This is a genomic window from Roseivivax sediminis, assembly GCF_900112685.1.
GTDB classification, from domain to species: Bacteria; Pseudomonadota; Alphaproteobacteria; order Rhodobacterales; family Rhodobacteraceae; genus Roseivivax; species Roseivivax sediminis.
In genome coordinates, this window is sequence record NZ_FOMS01000010.1 from 47121 (window position 1) to 64330 (window position 17210).

Genomic DNA, 17210 nt, shown 5'->3' on the forward strand with positions numbered 1-17210 from the left:
CGACTCTTTGCGCAAAGCTACGCTTCGCTTGCATCGGCCGACAGCACCGCTAGTTTGCGCGGCTGCACAGCACGAAGGAGAAAGCAGCAATGCTCCGGATCGCCCGATGCCTCGCGGCCTGTCTAGTCGCACTCGTTGTCGCGGCACTGCTGGCGCTTCCCGGCCCGGCGCTCGCGCAGGAGGCAGGCGCGACTTCCGAAAGTGGCAGCGAGAGCGGCGAGGACGTGCCTTCCGAAACTCTCGCGCTGCAAAGCCTGCTGACCGTGCTGCAGGACGAGGCTGCCCGCGAGGAACTGGTACGCCAGCTCGAAACGGCGCTGGAAGAAACCGGCGCTACCGAGGAGGGCGAGGGACAGTCCGACGCAGGCGCGGCCAGCGCCGCGGAGGCGCCCGCCTCGCTCGGCGCGCAGATCGCGGAGTTCACGCAGTCGGTGGCCGAGACCGCCCTGGCGCAGGTCATGGCCGTCATCGACAGCTTCTCGATGTCCAACAATGTCCTCAGCGGTCTGGGTGGAAACGAACTGAGCGTGCTCTTCGACGCCTTCGGCAACCTTTTCCTGGTGATCGCGATCACCATCGTCGTCTTCGTGGCCCTGCGGCTGATCCTGCTGCCGATCTTCGCGCGCATGGGCCGCCGCGCCGAAGAAGCCAGCCTCGTGCGGACGATCCTGATCTATCTTGGCTCGGCGCTGCTCGATATCCTCATCGTCGCGCTGGCCTGGGCCATCGGCTACGCGGTCACCCTGCTCGTCGTCGGCGAATACGGCCAGATGGGCTTCCGCCAGGCCCTTTATCTTAATGCCTTCCTGCTGGTCGAACTGGTGAAGGTCGCGATCCGCATGATCGTCTCGCCCGCCGCCTGGGGCCTGCGGCTCATGAATCTCGCGGATGCCGGCGCCAAGCGGCTCTACCGCATCCTCAGCGTCGTGGTCAGCGTGCTCGGTTACGGCCAGCTGCTGATCGTGCCGATCGTGAACCGCAACGTCTCCTACGCCGCCGGAACCGGGGTGTCGGCGCTGCTGGCGCTGCTGGTGCTGCTCTACCTCGTGATCACCGTAATCCGCTTCCGCGATCCGGTGGCCGACTGGCTGGCCCGCCGGCTCGCCTCCGGCCGCTTCGTGGACGAAACAGATGACGAAGCGCAAAGCCCGGTACCCGACCGGATGAAGCCGACGGGAATCCTCGGCTCGCTCATCCGCCTCTGGCACTGGTTCATGCTGGCCTATCTCGCGGTTGTCTTCGTCATCGTGATGACCCGGCCCGCCGAAGTGGTCTTCGCCACGCTGACCGCGTCGGGCAAGATCGCCGCGGCGATCCTCCTGGGTTCGGTGATCGTCGGCGCGTTCGGGCGCGCGTCGAAGAACGGCGTGTCGCTGCCCGACTGGGCGACCGAGCGGCTGCCGCTGCTCGAATCGCGCGTCAACAGCGTGGTTCCGAAGATCCTGATGGTGCTGCGCCTGCTCGTCGCCTTCGGCGTGCTGGTCTATACGATCCAGGTGATCGGCCTTCTCGGCATCGCCGAATGGCTGGCGAGCGATCCGGGCCTGCGCCTGTCTGGCGCCGTCGTATCGGTGGCGATCATCCTCATCGTCGCCGCCGGCGTCTGGCTGGCGCTGAATGCCTGGGTCGACTACCGGCTGGACGAGAACCACGGCAAGCGCCCGACCTCGCGCGAGCGGACGCTTTTCTCGCTGTTCCGGAACGCCGCGTCGATCGCGCTGATCATCCTGACGCTGATGTTCGCGCTCTCCGAACTCGGCATCAATATCGGCCCGCTTCTCGCCTCTGCAGGGGTTCTCGGTCTCGCCATCGGGTTCGGCGCCCAGAAGATGGTGCAGGACATCATCACCGGCGTGTTCATCCAGCTCGAGAACGCGATGAACGTCGGCGACGTGGTGACCGTCGGCGGCACCACAGGCACGGTCGAGAAGCTGACGATCCGCTCGGTCTCGCTCCGGGCGCTGGACGGAACCTATCACATCATCCCGTTCTCGTCGCTCGACATGGTGTCGAACTACATGCGCGACTTCGCATATACGGTCACCGACATGGGCATCGCCTACCGCGAGGATATCGACGCCGCGAAAGAGGCGATGCACGACGCTTTCGCCACCCTGCGCGAAGGCGAGAACGGCGATGCGATCATCGGCGACCTGGAATGGTTCGGGGTCAATTCGCTGGGTGACAGCGCGGTGGTGCTGCGCACGCGCATCATGACCCTTCCGGGCAGCCAGTGGGGCGTCGGACGCGCCTACAACGAGCTTCTCAAGAAGCTCTTCGACGAGCGCGGCATCGAGATCCCCTTCCCGCACCAGACCCTGTTCTTCGGCGAGGACAAGTCCGGCGCGACGCAGACCTTGCGCCTGCGCGATGTCGGCCGCGACGAGGACCGTGCCGATGCCCGCCGCTCGCGCGAGGCCAGCAGCGACACGGAGGGCGACACGTCCCGCGGCACCACCCGCCCGACGCGCGACGCGCCGCCAGAGGCCGATCTTGGCCCCGAGGCCGGAGAGGAGTGAGCCGCCCGTCCCGCGCCGGCTCCGGGCGCCGGCGCGGGACGGGCCAGATACCTTGACGCCAAACCGCCTCAGCACGCACTCTGTGCGATGCACGAGAAGAGCGCCGCCCGCAGATGACCACCACCCGCTTTGCCCGGCTGCTGATCGACGCCGCCGACACGCTGGCCGATGCGTCAGACGCCGACGATGCGTGGATGCGTGTGGAGGCGGTGGCGGCCCGCATCGGGGCGAGCGCGGTGAACGCCGGCGCCTTCCTGCGCGGCGCCCCGGGTATCGCCTGGATGCGCAGTACCATGGCGCCCGACTGGCTCGACGAATATGCCGGCGCTGAATATCACGACAGCGATCCGGTGCTGCAGGCCGCCATCGCCGGCACCCCGCCGCCGCTCTACGACGTGGCCGCGCGCGCGAGGGACACCGACGGCACGCCCGGCGCGGCGCTCCATGCGGGCATGCTGCGCCACGGCTATCGTTACATGCTGACCCACAGCTGGATCGAAGGTACGACGGGCAAGACCCTCGCCCTCGCCACGGAGGGCGATCCGACCGATCTCTTCGGCCATGGCACGGCCCGGGCACTGTCCGCCGTCTCTGCGATGCTGAGCCTGTCGCTCGGGCCGCCCGGCAGCGGCGCAGACGCCGCCCGCTTCTTCGGCGCGAACTGGCAGCGCCTGTCCGTGCGCGAGACCGACATACTCAGCCTGCTCGCCCATGGGCTGAACGAGGGCGACATCGCCGACCGGCTGCGGCTGACCGAGCGCGAGGTCTGGCGCGAGATCCGCGATGCAGCGCGCAAGATGGACGCGCACAGCCGCGACCAGACTCTCGCGTTGGCGATGAGCCGGGGTCTGCTGCGACTCTGATCCGGACCGGGGGCCCGAAAGGCAGATAAGAATGACCGGCCTTGTGTCGCCCCTGCCGCGAAACGCGCGTTTGCGGTGGCGCGGGTCCCGCGAAACGCCGTCGGGAAAGAGGCACCCGGGACAAAACGATAGCCCTGCGCCGCGCCGCCGGGCCCGCGCGATGCGACCTTGAAGCTGCGCGCTGCGGCCGCAAGTAAGACGCAAACCGCACAGATCGGAGGTTCCCCAATGAAGCCCCTCGCTTCCGCATCCATCCTCGCGCTGGCCTGCGCCAGCGCCGCCTCGGCCCAGACCCTGCCCGGCCCGCTCGCCACCCCCGAAGAGCTGTCGGAGCTTCTGTCCTCGGGGGCCGGGGTCGACGTGATCGACATCCGGGCCGAGGACGCCTTCGCCGCCGGTCATGTGGACGGTGCCGTGAACGCACCCTACGGCCTCTTCCGCGGCCCGTCCGACAATCCCGGACAGCTCCCCACCGAAGAAGCGCTGACCGACACGCTGCGCGAGCTCGGGCTGGAGGCCGACACGCCGGTCGTCGTCACCTACCAGGGTGAGAGCGTCTCCGATTTCGGCGCCGCCGCGCGCGTCTACTGGACGCTGAAATCCGCCGGGATCGAGGATCTGACCATCCTCAACGGCGGCGTGAACGCCTGGACCGAAGCCGGGCTGGACCTGTCCGAAGACGCCGCCGACCCCGAGCCGTCGCAGATCGACGTGACATGGGACGACACCTGGACCGCGTCGACCGAGGACGTTCAGGCCGCCATCGACGGCGAAAACGACACGCTCCTGCTCGATGCCCGGCCGGAGAGCTTCTGGAACGGCACCGAGTCGCACCCGGCCGCCGCCAAACCCGGCACCCTGCCGCAGTCGGACTACTTCGAGCACGCCGGCTGGTTCTCCAACGGCCCGGCGATCGTCGACGCGGACGCCGCGCGCCAGCTTGCCGAAGAGCAGGGCTTCACCGGCGCCGAGAACCTGATCTCGTTCTGCAATACCGGCCACTGGGCGGCGACGAACTGGTTCGCGCTGTCCGAACTCGCCGGGATCGACAACGTGAAGCTCTACCCCGAATCCATGGTCGGCTGGTCCAACGCGGGCTACGACATGGCCAACGTGCCGGGGCCGCTGCGCACGCTCTGGCACCAGATCCGGGGTGTCTTCTAAGCCATGGCCACCGTCTCACCTGCTGCCGAGCGCCCCGAACCCGGGGCGCTCCCGCGGGCCGCGCTGCTTGTCGGCGCGGCCATCCTCGTTCTGGCCGTCGCTTCGTTCGTGGGCGCGCGCTACGGGCTCCTTCTGGCCATCGGCCTCGGCTTCGGGATCGTGCTCGAAGGCTTCCGCTTCGGCTTTGCGGGCCCCTGGCGCCGCCTGATCCGGGAGCGTGACCCCGCCGCCACCGTGGCGCAACTGGTCTCCATCGGCCTCGTCGCGCTCGCCGCCTTCCCGCTGCTGGCCACCCACGGGCAGGAACTGATCGGCGCCCACGCGCCCGTCGGCTTTGCAATGATCGGCGGCGCCTTCGTCTTCGGCGCCTGCATGCAGATCGTCATGGGCTGCGGCTCGGGCACGCTGGTCAATGCCGGCAGCGGCAATGCCGTGAGCCTTCTGGCCCTGCCGTTCTTCGCAATCGGCAGCTTCTTCGGCGCCGATCACCTGCTCTGGTGGACCTCGCTCGGCACCGCTCCGACGGTCGCGCTCTCGGGGACCACCGGCCTGATCGTCACGCTCGCCGGTCTCGCCGCGGTCTCGGCTTTCCTGTGGTGGCGCGCGGCGCCCGAGCAGCGGGTGATCCCCCGCCGGCTCTGGCTCGCGGCGATCTGCCTTGCCGCGCTGGCCATCGCCAACCTCGTGGTTGCCGGCCAGCCCTGGGGCGTGGTCTACGGCCTCGGGCTCTGGGCGGCGAAGGGGGCGACGGCGCTCGGCGCGGATCTCTCCGCCTCCTCCTTCTGGGGCACGGAGGCGAACATGGAGCGGGTTGGCGCGTCGCTTCTGACCGACGTGACCTCGCTGACCAATCTCGGCATCGTCGCGGGCGCCGCCCTCGTCGCGGCGTGGCGCGCGGGGCTGGGCGCCGGCATCCCGCAGCTTCCGGCGCGCGCCTGGGTCGCGACGGTCATCGCGGGGTTCCTCTTGGGCTATTCCTCGCGCCTCGCCTTCGGCTGCAACGTGGGCGCCTTCTTCTCGGGCATCTCTACCGGCAGCCTGCACGGCTGGGTCTGGTTCGCCGCGGCCTTCGGCGGCGCCTTCTACGGCATCAAGCTGCGCCCGATCCTGGGACTGGAGCCGCGCACATGAAAACCCGCCTGATCGTTGTCAGCATCGCCCTGGTCGGCCTGGCCACCATGACGCTCGCCGACCTCGCGGCGAGCGGCGCACCCGACATCTACGGCCAGCCACCCATCATCGCGCTCGGGTCGGGCCAGGCGTCCGGCGGCGCGCATTGCGCGGCGCTGCCACAATGACCTAGTGGCGCACCGCGTCTGAAAAGACGTTGATCACGATCACCCCGGCGATGATGAGGGCAAGACCCAGCACCGCCGGGGTATCGAGCCGCTCCCCGGCCCAGAGCCACGACACCATCGTGATCAGCACGATGCCGAGTCCCGACCAGATCGCGTAGATCACGCCGGTCGGCAGCACCTTGATCGGAAAGCTCAGGAAGTAGAACGCGAAGGCGTAGCCCACCACGGTCAGGACCGATGGCCAGAGCCGGCGGAAACTGTCGCTCTGCGCCAGCGCGGTGGTGGCGATCACCTCCGCGCAGATCGCGGCGGCAAGCAGGGCATAGATCGACAGGGACGGCATGGGCGGCACTCCGGCGGAAGGGTCCGCCCTGCCCTAGCCCGGCCGGGCCGCGCCGTCCATCCGCCGCCCGGCCGCCACGCGGGAACGGGTACTCAGAGCGTTTCGTCGAGGTACTCCAGCAGCCCGTCCCAAGACTTGCGGTCGGCCTCCAGCACGTAATCGTCCGATCCCCAGACGGTGAAGGAATGCCGCGCGCCGCCGAAGATCCGCGCGTCATGCGCGATCCCGGCCTCCTGCATCGCGCCCAGCGTCATCGCCATGGCGTCCATGCCGGACACCGGATCGGCAGAGCCATGAAACAGCATGACCGGCGCGCTCACGTCGGAGTAATCCTGCCCCTCCGGCAGGTCGAGCCCGGCATGGAACGTCGCGAAAGCATCGAGGTCCGCGCCCGCGCGCGCCGCCTCCAGCACCGCGGCACCGCCAAAGCAATAGCCCATCATCGCGATATTGTCCGTGGCGCCCTCCAGCGACCGCGCCGCCTCGATGGAGCCCATCAGCCGCGCGCGGAATTCCTCGCGATCCTCGTAGAGCGCGCCGGAGAGGCGCCGGTTGTCCTCCACCGATTGCGGCTCTTCATCGGCGCCGTAGACGTCGACGGCAAAGGCCAGGTAGCCCTGCGCGGCGAGCATGTCGGCGCGGCGCATCTCGTACTCGGTCAGCCCGTCCCAGTCGTGCACGATCAGCACCGTGCCCAGCGGCTCTTCAAGCGTCGTCTGTCGCGCGACGTACCCCTCGTATTCGCGCTCGCCGACGGTATACGTTTGTGCCTCGCCCATGATCTGGGCGCTCGCGGCCACCGGCACCACCAGCGCCGCCGCGGCAAGGGTAAGCGTGCGGGTCATTCCAGCTCTCCTCTCCTGAACGTAACGATCACGCCAGCAGGTAGAGCCGCGGCCGCGGACCGCGTTCACGAATTGGTCAGTCCTCGCGCACCGCCCCGGCCGCACAGCGACCCGCCTTCGCCCTCCCGCGCCCCTTCCCCTCTTCATCTGCCCGAAAATATCCCGGGGAGCGCGAGGGGCTGGCCCCTCGCTCCCGTCCGCCCCACCAGAGCCGAACGGTCGAACAGGAAATAGGGTGGGCAATCAGCCCACCCCGCGCCATCAGCCGTCCGCGCGGATCACCTCGTTCTTCGGATCGTAGGGTGAATCCTCCGTCACCTCCGCATCCCAGAGATCGCCCATGATCCGCACCTTCAGCTTCGTGCCCGCCCGCGCCAGTCCGGGGCGCACGTAGCCCATGCCGATCGACTTGCCGAAGGCGACCGAATAGCCGCCGGAGGTCAGGCGCCCGACGCGCTCCCCGTCCTCGGTATACAGCGCCTCGCGACCCCAGGGGTCGGCATCCGCCGGCCCGTCGATCAGCAGCGTGCAGCATTTCGACCGGATGCCCGTCTCGAGCATCGCCGGCTTGCCGGCATAGGGCCGCGTGCAGTCGACGAACCGGTCGAGCCCGGCCTCCAGAGGCGTCGCGTCGCGGCCGAGCTCGTGGCCGAAGGCGCGGTAGGATTTCTCCATCCGCAGCCAGTTCTGCGCCCGCCCGCCGACGAGCTTCAGCCCGTGCGGCGCGCCCGCCTCCATCAGCCTGTCCCACAGATGCGCCGACATCTCGATCGGGTGGTGCAGCTCCCAGCCGAGTTCCCCGGTATAGGCCACGCGCAGCGCCATCACCGGCACCATGCCAAGCTCGATATTGCGCATCGCCAGCCACGGGAACCGCTTGTTCGACAGCGCCGTGGCGGGATTGGCGTCCTTGACGAGCGCGTTCAGCACGTCGCGCGACTTCGGCCCCGCGATGGCGAAGACGCCCCATTGCGTGGTGATGTCCTGCACCACGACGCAGCCGCCGCCGGCGGCCATGTAATCCTCGGCCGCCTTGCGCAGGAAGTCGCCGTCATAGGCCGCCCAGGCGCCGGCCGAGACAAGGTAGAAGTCCCGCTCCCCGCGCCGCACGATGGTGTATTCGGTGCGGACGGTCCCGGCCTCGGTCAGGGCGTAGGTCAGGTTGATTCGTCCCACGTTCGGCAGCTTGTTGCACGAAAAGCCCGACAGGAACTCGGCCGCGCCGGGCCCGGTGACCGCGTGCTTGGCAAAGGCCGTCGCGTCGATCAGGCCGACGCCCTCGCGGATCGCCTTCGCCTCCTCCACGGCGTATTGCCACCACTCGCCGCGGCGGAACGACCGCGCGTCGTGATCGAAGCTCGAGGGCGCGTCCTTCGGCCCGTAATAGTTCGGCCGCTCGAAGCCGTTGACGCAGCCGAACTGCGCGCCTTGCGCCTTCTGTCGGTCGTAGCACGGCCCGGTGCGCAGCGGCCGGCAGGCCTCGCGCTCCTCGTCGGGGTGGTGCAGGACGTAGACGTTCTCGTAGGCTTCCTCGTTCTTGCGCGCGGCGTATTCGGTGGTCATCCAGTCGCCGCCGAACCGCTTGGGGTCGAGCGACGCCATGTCGATCTCCGCCTCGCCGGCGACCATCATCTGCGCGAGGTAGTGCCCCGCCCCGCCCGCGGCGGTGATCCCGAAGGAGAAGCCCTCGGCCAGCCACATGTTGCGCAGCCCCGGCGCCGGCCCGATCAGCGGGTTGCCGTCCGGCGTGTAGCAGATCGGGCCGTTGAAATCGTCCTTGAGGCCCACCGTCTCGGTCGAGGGGATGCGGTTGATCATCGACATGTATTCTTCCTCGATCCGCTCGAGGTCGAGCGGGAAGAGGTCGGCGCGGAAGCTGTCGGGCACCGCGTATTCGAACCGCGCCGGCGCGCCCTTCTCGTAGGGGCCGAGGATCCAGCCGCCACGCTCCTCGCGGACGTACCACTTGGCGTCGGCGTCGCGGATCACCGGGTGCTGCTCGTTGGTCTTGCGCCACTCGACCAGCGCGGGGTCGGGCTCGGTCACGATGAACTGGTGTTCGACCGGGATCGCGGGGATCTTGATCCCCAGCATCTTCGCGGTGCGCTGCGCGTGGTTACCGGTGGCGGTCACGACATGCTCGGCCGAAATCACGGCTGTCTCGTCGGAGGGCACGAGGTTGCCGCCCTTCTCGACCATCTTGGTGACGCTCACGTCCCAATGGTCGCCTTTCCACGCGTAGCCGTCGACCTGCCACTTGCGCTCGATCGTCACGCCGCGCTGGCGCGCGCCCTTGGCCATCGCCATGGTGACGTCGGCGGGGTTAATGTAGCCGTCCGTCGGGTGGTAGATCGCGCCCTTTAGGCCGTCCGTGTTGAGAAGCGGCCAGCGCTCCTTGATCTGGTCCGGCGTCATCCAGTCGAACGGCACGCCGCAGGTCTCCGCGGTGGAGGCGTAGAGGCGATACTCGTCCATCCGCGCCTCGGTCTGGGCCATGCGCAGGTTGCCGACGACGAAGAACCCGGCGTCGAGCCCGGTCTCCTCCTCCAGCGTCTTGTAGAACCTGATGGAGTAGTCGTGGATATGCGTCGTCGCGTAGGACATGTTGAAGTAGGGCAGAAGGCCCGCGGCGTGCCAGGTCGAGCCGCTTGTCAGTTCGTCCCGTTCGAGCAGCATGACGTCGTCCCAGCCGTGCCGGGCGAGGTGGTAGGCGATGGAGGTGCCGACGGCGCCACCGCCGACGACGAGAGCTTTGACGTGTGTCTTCATGGCGCGCGACTCCGTGGGCCGAGGTTTCCCCCGTCGATATCGCAGCCTTGGTTGCGAAGCCGCGAACGCGCGACGCAGCAGCGTCGAAATCCGACATTCGGACCCGGCGGGAGGCCGAGAGAAGCCCTGAGCCGCGCTTGCCTGGACCGCGTGCCGCCTGCATGGCCCGCAGCGCCTTCCGCCGGGCGAGACGGTGCCGGGCCGGCTCCGGCGCGTGGGTTGGCGCTTCGAGACCTGAGAGATCCGCGCTTTATCCACGCCGAGCCCCTCCTCGATCCGATCGTCGCGCAACGGTGAAATGAGCGCCGCCCCCCGGGACGGGCCGGCGCAGGCCCGGCGTCTTCGGCTTGTATCCGGGCCGGTCGGTGCGCGACTCGACCGTCATATCGCGCGAAAGGCGATTGCAGCCGCCTACACCCCGGAGCGTCTTGAAGAGTTACGAAGGGGCAGCGCGCCTGCCCCGACCTACCGGGCGTGGACCGCCGCACCGGCCGCGCTGACCCCAGTGGCCTCCGGCTCTCTGGCAAGAACACGCTGATTTGCGCCCCCGGGGGCCTTTCGCCGCTGCCACCCGAAGCCTATAAGGGCGCCGGCCCGCACCTCTCATGAGAGTCGCGGGCCCAATTCCATTCGGGGGTACGGCACGCGATGTTCGGCTTGGACAGACTCATGGGCGCCTTTTCGGCGGATATGGCCATCGACCTCGGCACGGCCAACACGCTGGTCTACGTCAAGGGGCGCGGCGTTATCCTGTCCGAACCATCCGTTGTCGCCTATCACGTCAAGGACGGCGTGAAGAAGGTGCTGGCCGTGGGCGAGGACGCCAAGCTGATGCTCGGCCGCACGCCCGGCTCGATCGAGGCGATCCGTCCCATGCGCGAGGGCGTCATCGCCGACTTCGACGTGGCCGAGGAGATGATCAAGCACTTCATCCGCAAGGTGCACAAGCGCTCGACCTTCTCGAAGCCGAAGATCATCGTCTGCGTGCCGCACGGCGCGACGCCGGTCGAGAAACGCGCGATCCGCCAGTCGGTCCTGTCCGCCGGCGCCCGCAAGGCCGGCCTCATCGCCGAGCCCATCGCCGCGGCCATCGGCGCCGGCATGCCGATCACCGACCCCACCGGCTCCATGGTGGTCGACATCGGCGGCGGGACCACCGAGGTCGCGGTCCTGTCGCTCGGCGACATCGTCTACGCGCGCTCGGTGCGGGTCGGCGGCGACCGCATGGACGAGGCGATCATCAACTACCTGCGTCGCCAGCAGAACCTGCTGATCGGCGAATCGACCGCCGAGCGGATCAAGACCTCCATCGGCACCGCCCGGATGCCCGACGACGGGCGCGGTTCGTCCATGCAGATCCGCGGCCGCGACCTGCTGAACGGCGTGCCCAAGGAGACCGAGATCAGCCAGGCGCAGGTCGCCGAGGCGCTCGCCGAACCGGTGCAGACCATCTGCGAGGCGGTGATGACCGCACTCGAAGCCACCCCGCCCGACCTCGCCGCCGACATCGTGGATCGCGGCGTGATGCTGACCGGCGGCGGCGCGCTTCTCGGAGATCTCGATCTGGCGCTGCGCGAGCAGACCGGCCTCGCCGTGTCCATCGCAGACGAGTCGCTCAACTGCGTCGCGCTCGGCACCGGCAAGGCGCTCGAATACGAAAAGCAGCTGCGCCACGCGATTGACTACGACAGCTGACATCGTGACCCTGCCGCAGAGGACACGGATTGGCACGGGACCGCTCCAGTGACCATTTCACCGGCCCGCTGAAGCGTCTGCTTCTGGCGGTCGTCGTGTTCTGCCTGATCGCCCTGTTCCTCGTCTGGCGCATCGATTCGCCGCGCGTCGAACGCTTCCGCGCACAGGTCGTCGACGCGGTGGTGCCGCGGATGGACTGGGCGATGGCGCCGGTCACCGCGACGGTGCAGCTTTTCCGCGACTTCGAAAGCTACCGCAACATCTACGACCAGAACCGCGAATTGCGGCGCGAGCTGCGCCAGATGACCGCCTGGAAAGAGGCGGCGCTGCAGCTCGAACAGGAAAACGCCCGCCTGCGCGATCTCAACAACGTGCGGCTCGACCCCCAGCTGACCTACATCACCGGGGTCGTGCTGGCCGATTCCGGCTCGCCCTTCCGCCAGTCGGTGCTGATCAACGTCGGGAGCCGCGACGGCATCGTCGACGGCTGGGCGACGATGGACGGGATCGGCCTCGTCGGACGGATCTCCGGCGTCGGCGCCAACACCTCCCGCGTGATCCTGCTGACCGACGCGACCAGCCGCATCCCGGCGCTGATTCAGCCCTCGGGCCAGCGCGCGCTGATCACCGGCGACAATTCCTCCGCGCCGCCCATCGACTTTCTCGAGAATTCCGACCTCGTGCGCCCGGGCGACCGCATCGTCACCTCCGGGGACGGCGACGTCTTTCCGCCGGGCCTGCTGATCGGCCAGGTGGCGCAGGACGCCGGCGGGCGGCTGCGCGTGCGCCTCGCCGCCGATTACGAGCGGCTGGAATTCCTGCGCGTGCTGCGCGATCACGGCGCGCGCCGCGTCTCCACCCCCTCGGGCCTGATCCTGCCGGACGAGCCACCCGCCGCCCCCGAGCCGGAAACATCCGAGGACGCCCCCTCGCCCGAGCCCGTACCCGAGGCCGTCGATGGCTGACACTCGCCCCCGCGCAGCGTCCTTCCACGCCGGGCGTCCCAACCGGCCATGCCGGGCTCCCCGCCGCGTCTTCTTCTCGTCCCAAATACTCCCGCCGGAGGCGTCCCCCCTTTCCACACCGGCACGGCGTCCGGCCCGATGATCGACGCCGCCCTCCTGCGCCTCTGGGCGATGCGCGCGCTCTACGTCGCGCTTTGCCTGATCGTGATGTTCTTCAGCCTGCTGCCGCTCGACATGAGCCCGGCCCGGATCGCCGGGCCCGACCTCATCGTCGCGCTCACCTTCGCCTGGGCCCTCAGGCGGCCGGACATCGTGCCGACGCTTCTCGTCGCGCTGATGGCGCTGCTCGCCGACCTGATCTTCCAGCGCCCGCCCGGGCTCTGGGCCGCGCTCACGGTGACGATGACCGAGAGCCTCAAGGCCCGCGACCGGCACGCCTCCGAAACCGCTTTCGCGCTGGAATGGGTGTCGGTGTCCGTCGGCCTGATCGTGATGGCGCTGATCTATCAAATCGTGCTCCTGCTGCTTATAATTCCCACCGCGAACGGCGCGCTGATGCTGTCGCAGACGATCCTGACGATCCTGTGCTACCCGGTCGTGGTGGCGGTCACGCACGTCGTCTTCGGCCTCAGGCGCGCCCGCCCCGGAGAGGGCGACCGGATAGGACTGGGCTCATGAGACGCACACCCAAGGACAGCGCCGACAGCGCCCGCCGCATCACCCGCCGGGGCATGATCCTCGGCGGCGTGCAGCTCGGCTTCGCCACCGTGCTGGCGATGCGGATGCGCTACATGCAGGTCGACCAGGGCGAGGAATTCCGCCTCCTGGCCGAGGAGAACCGGATCAACCTGCGCCTGATCCCGCCGGCGCGCGGGCAGATCTTCGACCGCAACGGCGTCGTCATCGCCGCGAACGAGCCGGCCTACCGCATCACCGTGGTCAAGGAGGACGCGGGCGATCTGCAGGACACCATCGCCCGCCTCGCCACGCTGGTGGAGCTCGACCCCGGCGAGATCGAGCGCGCGATCGCGGAGATGAACCGCTCCGCCCCGTTCCTGCCGGTCACCGTGGCCGACCGCGTGAGCTGGGATTCGGTCAGCCGCGTCGCCGCCAACGCGCCCGCCCTGCCGGGCGTGAACCCCGAGGTCGGGCTCTCGCGCCACTACCCGCACGACGAGATCTTTGCCCATGTCGTCGGCTACGTGCAGCCGGTGTCGGAACGCGATCTCGCCCGCTACGAGGATCCCGACCCGGTGCTGCGGATCCCGCGCTTCCAGTTCGGCAAGATCGGGGTTGAGACAAAATACGAGGACATGCTGCGCGGCCGCGCAGGCTCCAAGCGGGTGGAGGTCAACGCCGCCGGCCGCGTCATGCGAGAGCTCGACCGCCGCGAGGGCGTGGCCGGCGCCGATCTGCAGCTCACCGTCGACACGCGCCTGCAGGATTACATCCACGCCCGGCTCGGCGACGAGAGCGCCTCGGTCGTGGTGATGGATCTCGAACACGGCGATCTACTGGCGATTGCCTCGGCGCCCGGCTTCGATCCCAACAAGTTCGTGCGCGGCATTTCCTACGACGATTACGGCGCGCTGCAGGCCGACGAACGCGCGCCGCTGGTCTCGAAGACGGTGCAGGGCTTCTACCCGCCGGGCTCGTGCTTCAAGATGGTCACCGCGCTCGCCGCGCTCGAAGCCGGGATCATCGGGCCCAACAACACCGTCTGGTGCCCCGGGCACCTGCGCGTCGGCTCGCGCCGCTTCCATTGCTGGAAACGCGCCGGCCACGGCCACATGGACCTCGAGAACTCGCTGATGCAGTCCTGCGACGTCTACTACTACGAGATGGCGCTGCGCGTCGGTATCGACCGGATCGCCGAGATGGGCCGCCGCCTCGGCCTCGGCGAGGTGCACGACGTGCCGATGTCCGCGGTCGGCTCCGGAATCATGCCCGACAAGGCCTGGAAGCGCGAGCGCTGGAACCAGGAATGGCGCATCGGCGACACCGTGAACTGCTCCATCGGCCAGGGCGACGTGCTGACCTCGCCCCTGCAGCTGGCGGTGATGTCCGCACGTATTGCCACCGGGCGGTCGATCTCGCCGCGGCTGGTGAAGTCCATCGACGGGGTGGAGGAACCCTCGCGCGGCGGCGAGCCCCTCGGGCTGAACGAGAACCATCTGCGCTGGATCCGCACCGCGATGTTCAACGTCTCCAACAGCCGCCGCGGCACCGCCTATCGCAGCCGCATCATCGCCGAGGAGATGCGCATGGCCGGCAAGACCGGCACCTCCCAGGTGCGCAACATCACCGCGGCCGAACGCGCCCGGGGCGTCACCCGCAACGAGGACCTGCCGTGGAACCGCCGCGACCACGGCCTGTTCGTCAACTTCGCGCCCTACGACAATCCGCGCATCGCCGTGGCGACCATCGTCGAACATGGCGGCGGCGGCTCCTCCGCGGCGGCGCCCATCGCGCGCGACGTGACGCTGCAAGCGCTCTACGACGGCGACCCGCCGCTCGACGCCTACCCGACCGCCGACCGCGGCGAGATAGAGGAGCTGCAGGAGCGCCTGCGAGAGCGCCGCCGCATGTCGCCCGACACCCGCACGAGCCGCGCATGACGCCCGCCGCCGCCCCTGCGAGGAGAGTCCGCCAGGGCTCGAGGAGCTCCCGCCGATGAGTTACCTCGAATACACGGTCAAGTCCGTCCCCGGCGGCTGGCGCAAGGTGCTGTACCTCAACTGGCCTCTGATAGTGCTGCTCTCTGCAGTGGCGGGGATCGGCTTCCTGATGCTCTATTCGGTGGCCGGCGGCACGCTGGACCGCTGGGCCGAACCGCAGATGAAGCGCTACGTTCTCGGCCTCGCGCTGATGTTCGCCGTCGCCATGGTGCCGATCTGGTTCTGGCGCAACATGTCGGTGTTGGCTTACCTGATCTCGCTCGGCCTTCTGGTCATGGTCGAATTCTTCGGCTCCGTCGGCATGGGCGCGCAGCGCTGGATCGACCTCGGCTTCATGCGCCTGCAGCCGTCCGAGCTGATGAAGGTCGCGCTCGTGATGGTGCTTGCGGCCTATTACGACTGGCTGCCGATGAAGAAGACGTCGCGCCCGCTCTGGGTGATCGTGCCGATCCTCATCATCCTCGCACCGACCGGGCTGGTGCTGACCCAGCCCGACCTCGGCACCGCGATCCTGCTCGTGGCGGGCGGCGGGCTGATGATGTTCCTCGCCGGCGTTCACTGGGCCTATTTCGGCGCGGTGATCGCCGCCGGCGTCGGCTTCGTCACGACCATCTTCAAGTCGCGGGGCACCGACTGGCAGCTCCTGAAGGACTACCAGTTCCGCCGCATCGACACCTTCCTCGATCCCTCCACCGACCCGCTCGGCGCGGGCTACCACATCACCCAGGCCAAGATCGCCATGGGCTCGGGCGGCTGGACCGGGCGGGGCTTCATGCAGGGGACGCAGTCGCGGCTGAACTTCCTGCCGGAAAAACATACCGACTTCATCTTCAACACCCTGGCCGAGGAGTTCGGCTTCGTCGGCGGGCTGTCACTGCTGATCCTCTACGTGTTGATCCTCTTGTTCTGCATTTTTTCGGCGCTGCAGAACCGCGATCGTTTCTCCTCGCTGCTGACGCTGGGGATCGGCCTGACCTTCTTCCTGTTCTTCGCGGTGAACATGTCCATGGTCATGGGCCTCGCTCCCGTCGTCGGCGTGCCGCTGCCGCTGGTGAGCTACGGCGGCTCGGCGATGCTCGTGCTCATGGTCGCCTTCGGCCTCGTTCAAAGCGCCCATATCCACAGGCCCCGATGACCCGAACAATTCTCTTCGCCGCCGGCCCCGGCCTCTGGGCCGAGTACGAGACCCCGCTGCGCACCGCGCTCGACGGCCAGGACGTGCGCCTGACCACCGAGGCCGCACCCGAGGATGTCGACTACATCGTCTACGCGCCGAAGAGCCATCTTCAGGACTTCAGCCCCTACACGAACCTCAAGGCGGTGCTGAACCTCTGGGCGGGCGTCGAAGGCATCGTCGGCAACCCCACCCTGACCGCGCCGCTGGTGCGCATGGTCGACGAAGAGGGGCTGACCCAGGGCATGGTCGAATGGGTCACCGGCCACGTCCTGCGCCATCATCTCGGCATGGACGCGCATATCGTGAACCCCGATCACGTCTGGGACAATCGCGCGCCCCCGCTCGCCTCCGACCGTATCGTGGCGGTGCTGGGCCTCGGCGCGCTTGGCGCCGCGTGCGCCACGTCTCTGGCCGACCTCGGTTTCCACGTGCGCGGCTGGTCGCGCTCGCAGAAGGGCCTGCCCCGCGTCTCCTGCCGCGCCGGAGACGAGGGCCTCGGCGCCGCGCTCGACGGGGCAGAGATCGTCGTGCTGCTCCTGCCCGACACGTCGCAGACGCGCGAGGTCATCAACGAGACCACGCTCTCGCGCCTCGCCCCCGGCGCGGTGGTCATCAATCCCGGCCGCGGGCCGCTCATCGACGACGATGCGCTTCTTGCGGCGCTGGACGACGGTCGGCTCTCGCACGCCACGCTCGACGTCTTCAGGACCGAGCCCCTGCCCGCGGATCACCCGTTCTGGGCACATCCGCGCGTCACCGTCACGCCCCATATCGCCTCCGAGACGCGCGTGAGCTCCGCCGCGCGTGCCATCGCCGACAACATCGCCCGCGCCGAGGCCGGCCAGCCCCTCAAGGGCCGCGTCGACCGCGCCGCCGGCTACTGACAGGAACGCC

General features: G+C 68.8%; 14 protein-coding genes. 11 read left to right on the plus strand and 3 right to left on the minus strand.

Going from position 1 to position 17210, the window contains the following annotated elements; translation table 11 throughout:
- The first annotated feature begins 89 nt into the window (after nucleotides 1-89).
- The 5 genes from F3H57_RS15515 (at nucleotide 90) to F3H57_RS22285 (ending at nucleotide 5844) form a co-directional block, all read left to right on the plus strand.
- Entirely contained in the window at nucleotides 90-2519 is a 2430-nt protein-coding gene (locus tag F3H57_RS15515) for a mechanosensitive ion channel domain-containing protein (RefSeq protein ID WP_149756841.1), read from the plus strand.
- A 113-nt stretch (nucleotides 2520-2632) separates the two neighbouring features.
- Nucleotides 2633-3382: a helix-turn-helix transcriptional regulator gene (locus tag F3H57_RS15520; protein ID WP_149756842.1), complete on the plus strand. Its 750-nt coding sequence runs from the start codon at nucleotides 2633-2635 to the stop codon at nucleotides 3380-3382.
- Nucleotides 3383-3610: 228 nt separating this feature from the next.
- Entirely contained in the window at nucleotides 3611-4546 is a 936-nt protein-coding gene (locus tag F3H57_RS15525; RefSeq protein WP_149756843.1) for a sulfurtransferase, read from the plus strand.
- A 3-nt stretch (nucleotides 4547-4549) separates the two neighbouring features.
- On the plus strand, nucleotides 4550-5677 hold the full coding sequence (locus F3H57_RS15530) for a YeeE/YedE family protein (protein WP_149756844.1): 1128 nt from the start codon (nucleotides 4550-4552) through the stop codon (nucleotides 5675-5677).
- A complete protein-coding gene (locus F3H57_RS22285; RefSeq protein ID WP_188129720.1) occupies nucleotides 5674-5844 on the plus strand; it encodes a hypothetical protein in 171 nt (56 codons plus the stop codon). The genes F3H57_RS15530 and F3H57_RS22285 overlap by 4 nt, the downstream gene beginning before the upstream one ends.
- Nucleotide 5845: 1 nt before the next feature.
- Here the strand turns inward: F3H57_RS22285 and F3H57_RS15535 are convergent, their stop codons facing one another.
- The 3 genes from F3H57_RS15535 to F3H57_RS15545 form a co-directional block, all read right to left on the minus strand.
- Complete coding sequence (locus tag F3H57_RS15535) at nucleotides 5846-6178, minus strand: SMR family transporter (RefSeq protein ID WP_394349841.1); 333 nt, start codon at nucleotides 6176-6178, stop codon at nucleotides 5846-5848.
- Nucleotides 6179-6279: 101 nt separating this feature from the next.
- Nucleotides 6280-7032, minus strand: a complete 753-nt coding sequence (locus F3H57_RS15540) for a dienelactone hydrolase family protein (protein ID WP_149756846.1) — start codon at nucleotides 7030-7032, stop codon at nucleotides 6280-6282.
- A 261-nt stretch (nucleotides 7033-7293) separates the two neighbouring features.
- Entirely contained in the window at nucleotides 7294-9801 is a 2508-nt protein-coding gene (locus F3H57_RS15545; protein WP_149756847.1) for a GcvT family protein, read from the minus strand.
- Nucleotides 9802-10449: 648 nt separating this feature from the next.
- On the opposite strand from F3H57_RS15545, the gene F3H57_RS15550 reads away from it, so the two are divergent.
- The 6 genes from F3H57_RS15550 to F3H57_RS15575 all read left to right on the plus strand — a co-directional run bounded on the left by F3H57_RS15550 (nucleotide 10450) and on the right by F3H57_RS15575 (nucleotide 17200).
- Nucleotides 10450-11496: a rod shape-determining protein gene (locus F3H57_RS15550; RefSeq protein WP_149756848.1), complete on the plus strand. Its 1047-nt coding sequence runs from the start codon at nucleotides 10450-10452 to the stop codon at nucleotides 11494-11496.
- A 29-nt stretch (nucleotides 11497-11525) separates the two neighbouring features.
- On the plus strand, nucleotides 11526-12461 hold the full coding sequence (gene mreC, locus F3H57_RS15555; protein WP_149756849.1) for a rod shape-determining protein MreC: 936 nt from the start codon (nucleotides 11526-11528) through the stop codon (nucleotides 12459-12461).
- A gap of 138 nt (nucleotides 12462-12599) precedes the next feature.
- On the plus strand, nucleotides 12600-13139 hold the full coding sequence (locus F3H57_RS15560; protein WP_149756850.1) for a rod shape-determining protein MreD: 540 nt from the start codon (nucleotides 12600-12602) through the stop codon (nucleotides 13137-13139).
- Nucleotides 13136-15079, plus strand: a complete 1944-nt coding sequence (gene mrdA / locus F3H57_RS15565; RefSeq protein WP_149756851.1) for a penicillin-binding protein 2 — start codon at nucleotides 13136-13138, stop codon at nucleotides 15077-15079. Before F3H57_RS15560 ends, mrdA begins: the two co-directional genes overlap by 4 nt.
- 55 nt (nucleotides 15080-15134) lie before the next feature.
- Nucleotides 15135-16274 (plus strand): rod shape-determining protein RodA, encoded by a 1140-nt coding sequence (gene rodA / locus F3H57_RS15570; protein WP_149756852.1) that lies wholly within the window; start codon nucleotides 15135-15137, stop codon nucleotides 16272-16274.
- The gene (locus F3H57_RS15575; protein WP_149756853.1) at nucleotides 16271-17200 is read left to right on the plus strand and encodes a 2-hydroxyacid dehydrogenase; all 930 of its coding nucleotides are present in this window, start codon (nucleotides 16271-16273) and stop codon (nucleotides 17198-17200) included. Before rodA ends, F3H57_RS15575 begins: the two co-directional genes overlap by 4 nt.
- Nucleotides 17201-17210: the final 10 nt, after the last annotated feature.

Bases quoted from the DNA above. Each gene is read 5' to 3' on its own strand.
- F3H57_RS15550 (WP_149756848.1), top strand. From the start codon at position 10,450: ATGTTCGGCTTGGACAGACTCATGGGCGCCTTTTCGGCGGATATGGCC.
- F3H57_RS15560 (WP_149756850.1), top strand. From the start codon at position 12,600: ATGATCGACGCCGCCCTCCTGCGCCTCTGGGCGATGCGCGCGCTCTAC.
- F3H57_RS15520 (WP_149756842.1), top strand. From the start codon at position 2,633: ATGACCACCACCCGCTTTGCCCGGCTGCTGATCGACGCCGCCGACACG.
- F3H57_RS22285 (WP_188129720.1), top strand. From the start codon at position 5,674: ATGAAAACCCGCCTGATCGTTGTCAGCATCGCCCTGGTCGGCCTGGCC.
- rodA (WP_149756852.1), top strand. From the start codon at position 15,135: ATGAGTTACCTCGAATACACGGTCAAGTCCGTCCCCGGCGGCTGGCGC.
- F3H57_RS15545 (WP_149756847.1), bottom strand. From the start codon at position 9,801: ATGAAGACACACGTCAAAGCTCTCGTCGTCGGCGGTGGCGCCGTCGGC.
- F3H57_RS15515 (WP_149756841.1), top strand. From the start codon at position 90: ATGCTCCGGATCGCCCGATGCCTCGCGGCCTGTCTAGTCGCACTCGTT.
- F3H57_RS15575 (WP_149756853.1), top strand. From the start codon at position 16,271: ATGACCCGAACAATTCTCTTCGCCGCCGGCCCCGGCCTCTGGGCCGAG.
- F3H57_RS15525 (WP_149756843.1), top strand. From the start codon at position 3,611: ATGAAGCCCCTCGCTTCCGCATCCATCCTCGCGCTGGCCTGCGCCAGC.
- mrdA (WP_149756851.1), top strand. From the start codon at position 13,136: ATGAGACGCACACCCAAGGACAGCGCCGACAGCGCCCGCCGCATCACC.
- F3H57_RS15540 (WP_149756846.1), bottom strand. From the start codon at position 7,032: ATGACCCGCACGCTTACCCTTGCCGCGGCGGCGCTGGTGGTGCCGGTG.
- F3H57_RS15530 (WP_149756844.1), top strand. From the start codon at position 4,550: ATGGCCACCGTCTCACCTGCTGCCGAGCGCCCCGAACCCGGGGCGCTC.